The organism is Rickettsia endosymbiont of Orchestes rusci (genome assembly GCF_964030945.1).
Classification (GTDB): Bacteria; Pseudomonadota; Alphaproteobacteria; order Rickettsiales; family Rickettsiaceae; genus Rickettsia.
The window spans coordinates 941,275-955,924 of record NZ_CAXIQG010000004.1 but is presented as its reverse complement, the minus strand read 5'-3'; the positions used below and the strand labels follow the sequence as shown (position 1 = coordinate 955,924).

The following is a 14,650-nucleotide window of genomic DNA, read 5'->3' as shown; positions in this document are numbered from 1 at the left end:
GCTTGATACAAGCGAATTTTTCTGGATTCGCCTGTACTCACGTATTATTAACGGCTAGCGCAGGCTCACCTTTAAATTCATCTTGTCTAAATCTTTCTGAATTTAGCTGTATACTGAATCCGTCATTGCGAGGAAGCCGTAAACCTTGTTGCATGGCTCGGATTTTCGATGTCATTCTAGCTAAAAACGGGAATCCAGGAAATATAAAAAAGTCATCCTGAATTTATTTCAGGATCTATTAAAAAGATGCTGAAACAAGTTCAGCATGACAAAGAAAAGCCTGGATTCCCGCTTTTAGCTAGAATGACATACGGCACTTTTTTAGAGCCACCCAACAACGCCCCGCCTTTAGCTAGGAATGACATCAGAGGCTTATTTGTCTCTTACACTAACCTCTATGCAGCATTGCCTCCTCGCAATACTAAGTAATCTCAATAATTAAACCCTTAGCAGTTCATTAATAGCAATTTTGCTCCTAGTTATTTTATCAACTTGTTTTACTATAACCGCGCAATAAAGCCCGGCTTTACCCGCTTCAGCTGCGGGAAGCGTCCCCGGTACTACCACTGAATAAGGCGGTACTCTGCCGTAAATAATTTCGCCCGTATCTCTATATACTATCTTCGTGGAGGCGGCAATAAATACGCCCATACTAATTACTGCGCCTTCTTCTACTATTACGCCTTCGGCTATTTCTGATCTAGCCCCGATAAAACAATTATCTTCAATTATTACCGGCTTTGCTTGCAATGGTTCTAATACGCCGCCTATTCCTGTACCGCCTGAGATATGACAATTTTTACCGATTTGCGCACAAGAGCCGATTGTTGCCCAGCTATCAATCATTGTTCCTTCGTCTATATAAGCGCCGATATTAATAAAAGAAGGCATAACAACAACATTTTTGGCTATATAGGTACCGGTTCTAATAAAAGCTCCGGGTACCACCCGCATTCCGGCTTTTTTAAAAGTACTTTCATCGGTGTCCGGCGAGAATTTAGCAGGAATTTTGTCGTACCAATTTTTATAATTACTAGTGTAAATTTTTGATTCAGTAACGATAAAATATAATAATATCGCTTTTTTTATCCATTCATTCACATACCAATTATTTTCTTTTTTTTCACAAACTCTAAGGGTACCTTGATTTAAATCGTTTATAATGTTATTAACTATCTCTCTAATATCCTTTAACTTTGAAGAGTCATGTAGTAGTTTATCTTTTATTTGCCAAGCGTCTTCAATTTCTTTAATATATGCTATACTACTCATCTTTCAGGAATTATTTTTTTATTTTATCAGGGATTTACATACTCGCCTATTTAAGTATAGGCTGCGTGTACTCACCCTTCAAAATAAAATCTAATTCCTGAAATACGAGCAGTATAGCATAATACTGTATAGGTCTATATGATAAAAATAATAAATAACTTTATCATTAAGTCAATTTATAAAATATAATAATTAAATGTATATTACTTGTCCAAATTGTCAGACAAAATTTACCGTTTTTAACGAGCAAATAGGTATAAACGGTCGAAAAGTTAAGTGTTCTAAATGCCGTCATATTTGGCATCAAAAATTAGATTATAATGCTACGAAACTAACTGATTTTGCTAAAATTGAAGAAACCCCTGAAGCTATTACTACACCTTTTAAAAATGAATTTTATATAGAGGGTAGCGGTCTACCGGCGTTATTACCCCGTAAACCTCCTAACTATAGTTTTTTTTCTTTGTTATGGATTAGCTTTATTATTTTTTCTTCAATAATATTATTAGAAGATAATTGTAGATTTTTAGTTAGGTATGATCAATTAAAAATTGATCATATTGTTATTCAAGATATTAAAAATCCTGATAGAATAAAAATTTCATATGCAGTAACTAACCCGTCGAGTTATCAAATATCAAACCTAATATTTAGGGTTAGGATAATCGATAAAAACCGGAAAATTTTGGATTCTTACGTAACTAATAAGATGAATATTAATATTTTGCCTGATCAAACGATAAATATGGCAATAGAGCTTGACGGCTTGCCGCCTTTTGCCGAGTATTTAGATATTACTATAGGCAATAAATTTGATTTTTTATTTAAATAAAAGCTACAGCGTCATTCAAAAAGCTTGATACAAGCAAATTTTCGACATTCGCCTGTACTCACCTACTCTAGTACGCCGCTCAGGCTCGTCTTTAAATTTATCTTGTCTGAGGCTTTCGGAATTTAGCTGTATATGCTAGATTCTTTATTTTGAATTTCGCTACAAAAATTTTCCTACTTAATTATTAACTATTATTTTTTTTCTTGGCGGGAGATATACGCTATCATCTTCCATGAGCGAAATTTTTTCCAAAAGCCCGATAAAACGACCTTTATTAGGTACCAATTTTACTATTGCCCATCCTTCTTTTATTGATTCTTTTATTTGTTCTAGGTCTGATTTATGTTCAGAAAAAGATATAATTTTTTGTGCTAAATCTTGCATTTCTTCTCCTAATAGTTAATAAAAGTTATTTATTATAATATATTAATAATAAATAAAATCAATAATTTTTGTTTAGAGGCGTTGTTGCATGGCTCGAGTTTTTGCAAAGCGTTCGGTGTCATATCGTGGCTTGACCGCGGCATCCAGTCTTTTTATTAAGGTTTTTCCGGATACCGTGGGAGGGGCCACTACTGTACGAACGTTGAAAAAAGGCTGTGTCATGCCGTGACTTGATCACGGCATCCAGGAAAATAAAGCCATATTAGACTTATTTTAGAATCTTTTTATGATATTATAAGCTGGACTGAAGTGGTCGTAGCCACGGAATGACAGAATTTTTACCTCTTTATTTAAACGTTCGTACAGTAGTGGGGAGGGGCCACGGTATGACACCGTACTTATAATAACCATAATACGGTAAATTATTAGCCATGCAACAACGCCAATATTTAGAATTAAATACTTTCTAAATTTGCATTAGAAATAATAAAATGATAATCTCCTTATTTGGGTTAATAATAGATTAATATGCAGGAAAATGATTTAGCCGAGCCGGCGGCTCTGTCAAAAAAGCAGTTATTTGCTTTTTTTGGAATGGTTGTCGGGATGTTTATGGCGGTACTCGATATCCAAATCGTCGCAAGCTCATTGTCGGTAATAGCTGCAGGGCTTGCTGCCTCAAGTGATGAGCTGTCCTGGGTTCAAACATCTTATTTAATAGCCGAAGTAATTATAATACCTATTACCGGCTTTCTAGCTAGATTACTTTCGACCAGAATTTCCTATTTTATTGCGGCGTTCGGTTTTACTATTATGAGCATATTATGCTCTCTTGCTACTAATATTGAATCAATGATTATTTTTAGAGCTTTGCAAGGATTTTTCGGCGGTGCAATGATACCCACGGTTTTTAGTACTGTTTTTATAATTTTCCCCGTCTCGCAGCGCCCGACAGTAACGATATTAATTGGGTTAGTAGTAACCGTAGCGCCGACGCTTGGACCGACACTCGGAGGCTATATTACGGAAGTTTTATCTTGGCATTTTATGTTTTTGCTTAACGTCATACCCGGGATTTTTGTTTGCACAGTCGTTTTTCTTTATGCCGATTTTGATAAACCTAATTATAATTTACTGAAAAATTTTGACTTTATCGGTATAGCACTGATGGCTGTAACCCTTGGAACATTGCAATATGTTTTAGAAGAAGGAAATAAAAAGGGGTGGCTAGAAGACACTGAAATATTGCTTCTAAGTATTATGGTAGCTAGCGGTTTTATTGCTTTAATTATTTGGGAATTAACATTTGTTAATCCGATTTTAGACCTGCGAACGTTTTTATATAAGGACTTTACTTTCGGCTGCCTTTATTCTTTTGTGATGGGTATCGGCTTATACGGAGCGGTATATATCTTGCCGTTATTTTTATTTACGATAGCAGGGTATGATACCGTGCAAATCGGTGTTACTATGATGGTGACGGGAGCGGCGCAATTTTTATCAGCTCCGATTGCCGGCAGGATGTTAGGCGCCGGTGTCGATTTAAGGATAATGCTGATTATAGGGCTTGGAGGATTCGCCTTGGGTTGTCATTTAAATAGTTTTTTAACACCGGATTCGAGATTTGCCGAGTTTGTGTTACCGCAATTTGTTAGAGGCTTATCTTTAATGTTTTGTTTCATACCGACCAATAACATTGCTCTCGGCAATATGCCGAGAGAAAGAGTGGGAAATGCCAGCGGTCTTTATAATCTTACCCGTAACCTTGATGGAGCAGTAGGGCTTGCGGTAATTAGTACTATCCTTACTAACTACACTAAAACTTTTGCCGGCTATTTAGGAGAAAATATTTCTTCTACTTCTTCGAGTGCAGCAGAGCAATTAGCATTTTTTAGTCAGTTATTGGACGGGAAAGTCGTCGATCCGGAAAAAGCTTCGTATTTGTTACTTGCGAATCAAATAAATGCTGATGCGTTTGTAATTGCAATAAATAATATATTTAATATGATAGGGTTAATATTTGTGATGATTATGGTTTTGATTCCTTTTACTTCCAATATTAAACTAACGAAAGCGGTCAATGCGCATTAAAATTATTACATTTTTTATTTTGTCGATAATCTGGATCGGGTTAATGGGAGAATTAAATAACCCTATTAAAATGTTATGGATGGGTATTGTCCCTGTAGGTATTTATTTATTTTCTCGATGGCTTGATATTATACCGCACAAAATGCATTTGAATTATAAAGCCCCATTATATTTTTTATGGTTACTGGTAGAAATATATAAATCTGCGTTTGCGGTTATTAAAATCGTCTGGGGTAGAGATATGAAAATAGAACCGACTTTTGAATGGGTTGATGCAGAAGGGTTACCGGAAATAGGACAGGTAATATACGGTAATTCGATTACCCTAACGCCCGGTACCGTAACACTTGATATAAATAACAATATGTTGTTAGTGCATGCGCTTAACAAATCATCAATTGACGATTTAAAAAACGGGATTATGCTTAATAAGGTTAAGGGGATGTTGAGAAGATAATGCCCGTGTGAATCTCTCAACGTCATTGCTAGGAGGCATTGCGTGGATACCCTAAACGTCATTACGAGGAGGTGCGTAGCACCGACGCGGCAATCCAGAAAAAAATATTATGAAACAACCTGTGGTGTATATTATTGCTGATAAACGAAACGGTACGATTTATACCGGTGTAACTTCCAATCTTGTTAAACGTATATATGAACATAAGAGCGGTCTTATGAATGGATTTAGTAAAAGATACAATTGTAAAATACTTGTATTTTATGAGATTTGTGAAACTATGGAATCAGCAATAATAAGAGAAAAACAAATTAAATCAGGTTCACGAGAAAAAAAGCTTAAGTTAATTGAGCAACTGAATTTAGAATGGAGAGATTTGTATAATGAAATTATTTAACTGGATTGCTGCTCTAAGCGATGTGGCAATCAAGTTAAACATATTTGCATGCTAAACTTGTCAGCTATATAAATTAGCATTCTAATTAAATCCCTCATTACATTCGGGATAGCCTGGATTGCCACAGCCACTTCGTGGCTTCGCAATGACGGGTTTTTATTAATTCTCGAACTACGCGGCAACGCCTCCGTGGCTTCGCCATGACGATTTAGTATACTATTTAGGAAAACATTATTTATGGATGAATATTTTAAACAAACAGGGTTTTTATTTGGCGGTAATGCTGTTTTTATAGAAGAATTATATCGGCAGTATTTAACAAATCCCAATTCTGTTGATCAAACTTGGCAAGCATTCTTTGGGCAGATTAAGGATAATGAGAGTGCAAAAATTAATAAAAGCACGGCTAAAATAATACTCCCTTCAGAGGTTAAAATTTCTGAAGAACCTACCTTATCTTCAGAAATAGTAGATAGTTTTAAAGCCGTAAGAATGATCGAAGCCTATCGTAAATACGGTCATTACTTTACAACTCTTGACCCCTTAAATCTTGAAATTGTTGAAACTAAAAATGATGTAAAGCTTGATATTCTAAATTTTGATTTTAGTAATGAGCAGTTAGAGAATGTTATAAATGTTCCTGATGAATTTTTTGGATTAAAGAAATGCAAATTATCGGAATTAATTAAGCTACTAGATAAAACTTATTCCGACCATATCGGCGTTGAATTTGAACAAGTAGAAAGTGCGGAAGAAAAAAATTGGTTATATAGTCAGCTAGAAAATGAAGCTACGTTATCACCGGAAGAAAAAAAGATTATATTAAATGATTTGGTAGAAGTAGAAGGATTTGAGCAGTATTTACATACAAAATTTCCCGGAGCAAAGCGTTTTTCCGTCGAAGGCGGAGATTCTTCGGTAGTTGCTATGGATAAAGCTATAAACTTATCAGCTAGTTACGGCGTCGAAGAAATTGTAATCGGTATGGCACATAGGGGGCGACTTAATACTGTTACTAAAATAGTCGGTAAACCTTATAAAGCCGTTATTGCCGGATTTATTAGCGGTAATGTATTTCCTGACGACTTAAATGTTTCGGGGGATGTAAAATATCATTTAGGTTATTCGTCAGATAGAGTTGTGAGCGATAAAAAGATTCATTTATCGATGGCGGATAACCCCTCTCATTTAGAAGCGGTAAATCCGATAGTTGCCGGAAAAGTTAGAGCCAAACAAGATGCTATACGAGATACTGAACGTAAAAAAGTTAAGGCTATTTTAGTTCACGGCGATGCGGCTTTTTGCGGTCAAGGAGTCGTAGCTGAATGTTTATCTATGTCAAATTTAGCTGCTTATGATACCGGAGGGATATTACATTTTGTTATTAATAATCAGCTAGGCTTTACAGCCAATGCCAAGGATACCCGCTCAAGCAGATATTCTACTGAATTTGCTAAAATAATTGCTGCACCTATTTTTCACGTCAACGGCGACGACATGGAAGCAGTTTTAAAAGTAACTAATATTGCTGTAGAGTATCAGCAAAAATTTAGCAAGGATATTGTAGTTGAAATTATTTGTTATCGTAAATACGGTCATAATGAAGGCGATGAACCGATGTATACGCAATCAGTTATGTATAATGCAATTAAAAATAAACCCACGCCTGGTGCGGTTTATGCCGATAAGCTAGTAAAAGACGGAGTAATTGACGGTAGTTATTTTGCTAAACTGAAAGAGCAATTTAAAGCTAAATTAGATCAAGAATATGAGCAAGCTAAAAACTATAAACAAGAGGCGCATTTTCTAGGCGGTTTATGGCAAGGGCTAACTCGTTCTAGTTCCGGAATAATTACCACCGGTGTTAATAAAAAAACTCTGCAAGATATAGGTGTAAAATTATGTGAAGTGCCTAAAAATTTTGCAATTAATCTGAAACTTGTTAAATTATTTGAGGCGCGTAAAAGCACTTTAATAGAGGATAAACCGATTGATTGGGCAACTTCTGAGCAATTGGCTTTTTCAAGCTTGCTTATTTCGGGTACAAAAATAAGGTTTACCGGTCAAGATTCAAGACGCGGGACTTTCTCACATCGTCATTCGGTATTATACAGTCAGATAGACGATACGAAATATATACCGCTAAATAATCTAGCCGAAAATCAAGCAAAATATGAAATAGCGGACAGTCTTTTATCCGAATACGCGGTACTTGGTTTTGAATATGGTTATTCTTTAGCAGATCCTCGGAATTTAGTTATTTGGGAAGCGCAGTTCGGTGATTTTGCCAACGGCGCGCAGATTATATTTGATCAATTCATTTCTAGTAGTGAAACTAAATGGCTACGTTTAAGCGGTCTCGTCGTTTTACTACCGCATGCTTTCGAGGGACAAGGACCGGAACATAGCTCGGCAAGGCTTGAGCGATTTTTACAGCTAGCGGGGGAGGATAATATGTATGTTGCTTATCCGACGACTCCCGCTTCTATTTTTCACCTGCTTCGTCGTCAAATATTAAATACTACTCGTAAGCCGTTAATAGTTATGACGCCGAAATCATTATTAAGGCATAAATTAGCCGTGTCATCACTTGCGGAGCTTGACGAAAAAACTAGTTTTATACCGGTTCTGGATGAAGTTAATATAGATGCAAGCAAGGTTATAAAAGTAATTTTATGTAGCGGTAAAGTTTATTATGATTTAGTAGAAATGCGTACAGATAAAAACATCACGAATATAGTAATTATAAGGCTAGAACAATTATATCCTTTCGAGAAAAATATAGTAGTAGACTTATTAAAGAAATATAATAAAGCTAAAGAATTTATTTGGTGCCAAGAAGAGCCAAAAAATATGGGAGCATGGAGTTATATAGTTTCTTATTTGGAGGGGGCTTTAAAAGAAGCCGGAGTTAGTAACCGATTTAAATATGTCGGGCGAGAGCCTTCAGCATCCCCTGCAGTCGGGTCGTTACATGTACATACCGAACAGCAGCAGAAACTAGTGAGAGATGCGTTGGGGGTTTACGTTGTCGCATCTCCATCGTCATTGCGAGGAGCGTAGCGACGTGGCAATCTAAAAAATTATGAAACAACCAGCAGTATATATTGTTACAGATAAACGTGGTGGTACGATTTATACAGGTGTAACTTCAAATCTTATTAAGCGTATATATGAACATAGGAATGGGCTTATTAAAGGGTTTAGTACAAAATATAATTGTAAAATACTAGTATTTTATGAAATTCATGAAACTATGATATCTGCAATAGCTAGAGAAAAACAAATTAAAGCAGGCTCAAGAGAAAAGAAAATTAAGCTAATTGAGCAAATAAATTTAGAATGGAAGGATTTATATAAAGAAATTATTTAGATTGCCGCACTCCCTTCGGTCGCTCGCAATGACGCTGAAAGGTATCCGCGCAACAATGCCGCACGGGAATGACATAAAAAATTTGAGCCACGCAACAACGCCTTCAGTCGCTCGCAATGACGTTTGAGATGTCCTTCATTACCAATATATAAATAGAAATAAAACAAGGAGTAAAACAATATGAGCGTTAAAATTACAGTGCCGTCTCTCGGCGAATCGGTTACGGAAGCGACTATTGCCAAATGGTATAAAAAAGAAGGTGATGCCGTTAAAATAGATGAGTTGTTATTAGAGCTTGAGACGGAAAAAGTTACGCTGGAAGTTAATGCTTCTGCTAACGGTACTATTAGTAAAATATTAAAAAATGAAGGAACAAATGTAGCAGTCGGTGAGGATATAGGGGAAATTCTAGAAGGAGAGGCAGGAACTACTGCATCGCCGCAGCCGCAAAAAGATACTGCAAATTCTACGCCTCCTAAAGTCGCTACGCCTCAAATGTCGGAAAAAGTTACGGCGCCGGATAAAGTTACGGCAGCCAACATTAGCCTTGCTCCGTCCGTACAAAAATTAGTGACTGAGAATAAGCTTGATCCGAGTAATATAAAAGCTTCCGGTAGAGACGGAAGAATAACTAAAGGCGATGTATTGGAAGTATTAAATACTCCTGCAAGTCAAGCACCGACTCCACAAGCAACTAGCGGCATAAAAGCAAATGACGATAGAGTGCAGCGTGTTCGTATGTCGCGTTTGCGTAAAACTATTGCCCAGCGTTTAAAAGATTCTCAAAATACGGCAGCTATTTTGACGACTTTTAACGAAATTGACATGTCGAAAGTAATAGCTTTGCGTACGCAATATAAAGAAGAATTTGAAAAAAAGCATAATGTAAAACTCGGATTTATGTCTTTTTTCGTGAAAGCTACTATTGAAGCTTTAAAAACTATTCCTTCAGTAAATGCCGAAATAGACGGCGATGATATTGTTTATAAAAATTATTACGATATCGGCGTAGCGGTCGGTACAAATCAAGGTCTGGTAGTACCCGTTATTAGAAATGCCGATAATTTAGGATTTGCCGGCGTAGAAAAAGAAATCGGTGCCTTAGCTCAAAAAGCGAGAGAAGGGAAATTATCTATGACCGATCTGTCGGGCGGAACTTTTTCGATTTCTAACGGTGGAGTATATGGCTCGTTATTATCAACCCCGATTATTAATCCTCCGCAATCGGGTATTTTAGGGCTTCATAAAACAGAAGAAAGAGTCGTGGTAATAAACGGCAAAATTGAAGTGCGTCCGATGATGTATATTGCATTATCTTATGACCACCGAATAATAGACGGCAAGGAAGGCGTTACTTTTTTAGTAAAAATTAAAGAACTTATTGAAAATCCGGAAAAATTATTGTTAAATTTGTAATAAAATCTTTCTATTAGAGGTTGGGAGTATCATCATGTCTAAAGAACAAATAGATTTGAACGTAGCGATAGAAAAAATTAGTCCCGCTTCTAAAGAAATAGAAGATTATATTATTGCTCAAAGACGAGCGGTAAGCCTTGACCCAAATGCTAATCTAACTTTAAATCAATATTTAAAAGATAAATATTTTAAAGATAAAAACGTAATAGCGGTTGCAGATTTATCAAATAGAGATTTTAGCAAAGAAGGTACCGATAAAATTATCGATCTTGCAGGCGGAGATTTTAGCGGTGTTATCTTAAAAAATACTAGTTTTAAAGGATGTGATTTATCGAATGCTTTGTTTTGTGATGTTGATTTTGATAATGCTTATTTTGAAGATACTATTTTACGAAATATAGATTTTAGAGGTGCTACTCTTGAAAATTGCAGATTTTCCGAAAATTATAAAAATTATTCATCTTTAGGGAAAGGGCAAGAACTTGAAGGTATAAAATATAGTACTACCTCATCTTTAGGAAGAATATATGCCGATGTTAAGGCTGAACGTTTTAAAAGAAAGGAACACGAAAAAACAATAGTCGAAAAAAAACAAGAATTAAATGAAATTTATAAAACTTTGACTGTACAGCAAACTGCTTGGTATGTTATCGGAAGAAATACCGGTAATGAAAAATACGATAAGTTAGATGCAGAACTTAAATTAATGCTACATAAAAATATTTTTCCGCCGAAAGATTTGGTAATGCATGCAAGTTTTCAAAATATTTTTAGTAGTGAACACTCAATTTTTGATCCTGCTTATATAAGAGGCTCTAATAAAGAAGAAAAAGAGCAAGAAATAAAGCTCGTATCTTTAACGCGAGAAGATGTTATAAGTTATCTAAGTGAAAGAAAAACTAATGAGAAGCTTAGTTTAAACGATTTTGCTAAAAGTAAATTAACTACGCCGCTTAGTCAAACTGTAAGAGTAGTTGCTGATTTATCAAGTAAAATTGATATGCTTACTAATAATGAGTGGCGCGGTAGAGTTGATTTATCCGGTTTAGACTTTACCGGTGCTGATTTGAGCGGGGCAATTTTTGCCGGTTCAATTTTAACTAATTGTAAATTTGAGAATACAAATATAAGTAAAGCAAATTTTGAAAGTGTTGAACTTCAAAATGCAAGCTTTACGAACGTTAATGCTGATAATACCAATTTCTTTAATACTAATATAAAAAATGCCGTTGTTGAGAATAGTGAGTTTACCCATGCTTTTATGTCTCGTTCCGATGGTAAAGAAGTAGTAGTAAAAAATTCAAATTTTGATTATGCGAATATAAAAGACGGAAAATGGGATGAGTCAAAATTTGTAAATTCTACATTTAATTACGCTAACTTAGAGGGTATTTCCCTGATCTCTGCGGACTTACAAAAGGTAAAAATGCAGCATGCAATACTTGATAATGCAATTTTAACAGGTTGCAAAGTTATAGAATGTGATTTATCAAATTCTTTAATGAATAAAGTGGAGGCAAGCAAAGCAGAGTTTCGTGATACTATTTTAAAAAATATAGAAGCTAAAGGAGTAAATTTAACGGAAGCTGAGTTAGATAAGCTAGTAACACTTGAAGGTGCGGATTTACAGAATGCTATTTTAAAAAGGATTAACGCGGAAGGAGTAAATTTTGCTAAAGCTAATCTAGATTTAGTGCAAGCTCAAGAAGCCAATTTACGCGGTAGCATATTAACCGATGCTACCGCAAAATTCGCTAATTTCCGAGGAGCCATTTTCAGAGAAGCTAAGGCTCAAGGTGTTAATTTAAGTTATAGTAATCTTGAAAAAGTTGATGCACAAAATGCGGATTTTACTAAAGCTTTAATGAGGCGAGTTCAAGCAGAAAATGCGGATTTTACTGCCGTGAATTTTACGAAAGCCGATCTTACTCGATCAAACTTGAAAAAAGCAATTTTAGTACAGATACAAGCAGGAAAAGCAATATTAGACGGTGTAAATTTATATGATGTTAAGCTAAAAGAGGCTAATATAAATGAAGCTACTATAGATAACGAAACTAATATTGCTCATACCGATATTACAAATATTAAAGGTAATTTTGTTCAAGACGGGCAGCAAATTTCGCCGTTAGAGCTTAAAAATGAGCAAGAAAAATTGGAAGTAGAAAATAAGAAAAATGTTCAAACTACAGCGCAAGGATTTTTAAAAGGAGTAATAGATACGGTTAGCTTGTTGCCGCCGACTATACGAAATGTTCAAGGATTTAAAGAATTATATGATAATTTTATAAAATTTCAGGAAGTAGACAATAAATTACTTAGCGATAAATTATTAGTAGAAGAGCGTAAAAATTTACAAAAACAACAAGCAGAGTATGCCGCTAATTTAATAAAAGGAGCGCAACCGGTTTTAAAAAGTTATCAATCTATTTTAAATAATCCGGCAAGCTCTGATTTTCTAAAAGATAACGTAGCGCAAGCGGCAATTATTCCGGTGTTAAATGCTGTCCTAACTCCTCTACTAACTGAGCTATACACTCCGGAAGTGCAGGCAACAGGTGTTGTAATTCCTAATATGTTTGATAGAGTTAGTCCCCGTTTTATTAGAGATTTACTTCCCGTATCGATAAATTTAGTAGTAAGTGTTTTAGAAGGCGATTCAAATCAAAAAGTGCAGGATATTTATAAAAATTTAGCTGTACGGTCGGAAAATTCAAGGGAAAATATCATTGGAAGTGCATTTGAAATATTAAGCACCGATAATGTGCAGAATATTATTAACGATGATCTTATACCATTTTTAAAAGATACTAAAAACCAAGAAGAATTTGTAAAAATTGCTCAAAATGCTATGGATAATAGTTTAGGTCGGGAAATTCCTAAAAAACTATTTGCCGATACCGTAAATTTAGCCGTAGATGTAAGTGCTGCAATGCTTGCTAGCACGCCGCAAATTATTGAAAACTATCAAGAATTCACAAAATATCAAAGTAATAGTGAAAAACTTTTAACTAATAACAATTTATCGCTAGAAGAAAAAAATAATTTAGTAGATGAACAAAAAGAATCGATAAAAAATATTTTAAAGAACACTGAAATATTTGTTAATAATATATCACCTATTTTAGAGAATAATTTAACAGAGTATTTTAAAAATAATATAAATGATATTTTGAAATTTTTAGATAAACCGCAAGTTCAAGATCGTATAAGATCGTATGATATAACGCCGGAATTTGCTAAAAATTCTACGAAAGCAATATTACCGTTTATGGAAGAAATTTTGCCTTTGGTAACTAAATTTACTAAAAATTCTTTAGAAGGTGAGAATAAAGAAAAATTAACCGAACTATTTTCACAAATTCAAGAAGTGATGAATGCACATCCCGATAATCAATCGGAAAAAGTAGGAATAGTAGTTAAGTCTTTAATTAGTTTCAAAAAAGCTAATCCGGAAATAGAAAAGATTTTAGAAAAAGAAATCCCGGAATTATTAGTAAAGCATGCGGATACTCTTGGACCGGTAGTTGAAGAATTTTTAAATAAAACTGAAATGGGTAAGAAAGTAAAAATCCAAGGTGAGAAAATTATTCAGGTGTTAGGAGAACATGCACCGGCTTTGGGAAAAATTGTAAGCTCATATAGTAAAGGTCAATACGGCGCAATGGTGAGACCTATATTTGAGTTATTAGCCGATAAAAAAGTACTCGGAATAATAACAAAAAGTATTATTAATTTAAGCGCATATAAATTTCAAGAAAGCTTTGTTCCAAATAAAATACGGAATAAGGTAATCGGGTCGGAAATGAATAAAACTATAGTTGAGCTTTTAGAAACACAATCAACATTATCTGATAAACAAATTAATTTAGCATTATTATTTCATGAAAGAGATAAACAATTAACGGAAAAGGAATATTCAGCGATGTTTTCTTATTCGTTAAGAGATAAAAATCTTAAAGGGTTATCTTTTGAAAAATCGGAATTAAAATTTGATAATTTTAAAGTTAAAGGATTTAATTTTGATAATACTAAATTTAAAGAATGTTCTTTTAAAGGAGCTATATTAGAAGAGTGTTCCTTTAAAGGAACTATTTTTAATGAACAAGTGAATTTTGAAGGGGCGACTATTGATGCTGCAACTCTAACAACGCTTATTCCGGCAATTAAAAAATATAACGCTAAACATCCGGATAGCCGTATTGCTTTAGACAAAGTAAAAATTGCAGGAGATGGAAGTAAAATTGATTTTTCAGGAGTGGTTTTAAATAATCCGGAATTTATAAAAAACAACAAAGTTGAGTTGCAAGAAGATAAGGAAACACCTAAAAATGATAAACAATGTAAACCGGTTGTTATGAATAATAAGAAAAATGGCAGGGGGATTTAATTTGAATATTCACTTAATTAACTTGCAGGAATTCGTAT

Annotated in this window: 15 protein-coding genes; 9 read left to right on the top strand and 6 right to left on the bottom strand. The window is 34.6% G+C overall.

The features are described from left to right. Positions 1-37 precede the first annotated feature (37 nt). Positions 38-175, bottom strand: coding sequence for a palindromic element RPE3 domain-containing protein (locus tag AAHM91_RS09125; protein ID WP_253308090.1), 138 nt, complete (start codon positions 173-175; stop codon positions 38-40). A 71-nt stretch (positions 176-246) separates the two neighbouring features. On the opposite strand from AAHM91_RS09125, the gene AAHM91_RS09120 reads away from it, so the two are divergent. Then, positions 247-429, top strand: coding sequence for a hypothetical protein (locus tag AAHM91_RS09120; RefSeq protein WP_342270570.1), 183 nt, complete (start codon positions 247-249; stop codon positions 427-429). Positions 430-438: 9 nt separating this feature from the next. On the opposite strand, the gene dapD is transcribed toward AAHM91_RS09120, so the two are convergent. Then, on the bottom strand, positions 439-1,272 hold the full coding sequence (gene dapD / locus AAHM91_RS09115; RefSeq protein WP_253308089.1) for a 2,3,4,5-tetrahydropyridine-2,6-dicarboxylate N-succinyltransferase: 834 nt from the start codon (positions 1,270-1,272) through the stop codon (positions 439-441). A 196-nt stretch (positions 1,273-1,468) separates the two neighbouring features. Here dapD and AAHM91_RS09110 point away from each other — a divergent pair, with 196 nt between their 5' ends. After that, positions 1,469-2,104 carry an MJ0042-type zinc finger domain-containing protein gene (locus AAHM91_RS09110; protein WP_342270569.1) on the top strand — a complete coding sequence of 212 codons (636 nt, stop codon included), beginning with the start codon at positions 1,469-1,471 and terminating at the stop codon, positions 2,102-2,104. Between the two features lie 177 nt (positions 2,105-2,281). On the opposite strand, the gene AAHM91_RS09100 is transcribed toward AAHM91_RS09110, so the two are convergent. Both AAHM91_RS09100 and AAHM91_RS09095 read right to left on the bottom strand, forming a co-directional pair. Then, a complete protein-coding gene (locus AAHM91_RS09100; RefSeq protein ID WP_341793594.1) occupies positions 2,282-2,488 on the bottom strand; it encodes a DUF2674 domain-containing protein in 207 nt (68 codons plus the stop codon). 273 nt (positions 2,489-2,761) lie between these two features. Continuing rightward, a complete protein-coding gene (locus AAHM91_RS09095) occupies positions 2,762-2,899 on the bottom strand; it encodes a hypothetical protein (protein ID WP_341793482.1) in 138 nt (45 codons plus the stop codon). Positions 2,900-3,016: 117 nt separating this feature from the next. Here AAHM91_RS09095 and AAHM91_RS09090 point away from each other — a divergent pair, with 117 nt between their 5' ends. The 3 genes from AAHM91_RS09090 (at position 3,017) to AAHM91_RS09080 (ending at position 5,433) form a co-directional block, all read left to right on the top strand. Continuing rightward, positions 3,017-4,579: a DHA2 family efflux MFS transporter permease subunit gene (locus tag AAHM91_RS09090; protein WP_342270568.1), complete on the top strand. Its 1,563-nt coding sequence runs from the start codon at positions 3,017-3,019 to the stop codon at positions 4,577-4,579. After that, positions 4,569-5,036 carry a Na+/H+ antiporter subunit E gene (locus AAHM91_RS09085; RefSeq protein WP_342257157.1) on the top strand — a complete coding sequence of 156 codons (468 nt, stop codon included), beginning with the start codon at positions 4,569-4,571 and terminating at the stop codon, positions 5,034-5,036. The genes AAHM91_RS09090 and AAHM91_RS09085 overlap by 11 nt, the downstream gene beginning before the upstream one ends. Positions 5,037-5,145: 109 nt before the next feature. Beyond that, entirely contained in the window at positions 5,146-5,433 is a 288-nt protein-coding gene (locus AAHM91_RS09080) for a GIY-YIG nuclease family protein (RefSeq protein ID WP_253308085.1), read from the top strand. A gap of 29 nt (positions 5,434-5,462) precedes the next feature. On the opposite strand, the gene AAHM91_RS09075 is transcribed toward AAHM91_RS09080, so the two are convergent. After that, complete coding sequence (locus AAHM91_RS09075; RefSeq protein WP_341793597.1) at positions 5,463-5,615, bottom strand: hypothetical protein; 153 nt, start codon at positions 5,613-5,615, stop codon at positions 5,463-5,465. A 55-nt stretch (positions 5,616-5,670) separates the two neighbouring features. On the opposite strand from AAHM91_RS09075, the gene AAHM91_RS09070 reads away from it, so the two are divergent. Together AAHM91_RS09070 and AAHM91_RS09065 are read left to right on the top strand one after the other, a co-directional pair. After that, complete coding sequence (locus AAHM91_RS09070; protein WP_342270567.1) at positions 5,671-8,496, top strand: 2-oxoglutarate dehydrogenase E1 component; 2,826 nt, start codon at positions 5,671-5,673, stop codon at positions 8,494-8,496. Between the two features lie 22 nt (positions 8,497-8,518). Beyond that, the gene (locus AAHM91_RS09065; RefSeq protein WP_253308083.1) at positions 8,519-8,806 is read left to right on the top strand and encodes a GIY-YIG nuclease family protein; all 288 of its coding nucleotides are present in this window, start codon (positions 8,519-8,521) and stop codon (positions 8,804-8,806) included. Here AAHM91_RS09065 and AAHM91_RS09060 read toward each other — a convergent pair. Beyond that, positions 8,803-8,973: a hypothetical protein gene (locus AAHM91_RS09060; RefSeq protein WP_342270566.1), complete on the bottom strand. Its 171-nt coding sequence runs from the start codon at positions 8,971-8,973 to the stop codon at positions 8,803-8,805. The two genes, AAHM91_RS09065 and AAHM91_RS09060, sit on opposite strands and share 4 nt — an antisense overlap. A gap of 13 nt (positions 8,974-8,986) precedes the next feature. Here AAHM91_RS09060 and odhB point away from each other — a divergent pair, with 13 nt between their 5' ends. Next, entirely contained in the window at positions 8,987-10,222 is a 1,236-nt protein-coding gene (gene odhB, locus AAHM91_RS09055) for a 2-oxoglutarate dehydrogenase complex dihydrolipoyllysine-residue succinyltransferase (protein ID WP_342270565.1), read from the top strand. Positions 10,223-10,256: 34 nt separating this feature from the next. After that, on the top strand, positions 10,257-14,612 hold the full coding sequence (locus tag AAHM91_RS09050) for a pentapeptide repeat-containing protein (RefSeq protein WP_342270564.1): 4,356 nt from the start codon (positions 10,257-10,259) through the stop codon (positions 14,610-14,612). Positions 14,613-14,650 lie beyond the last annotated feature (38 nt).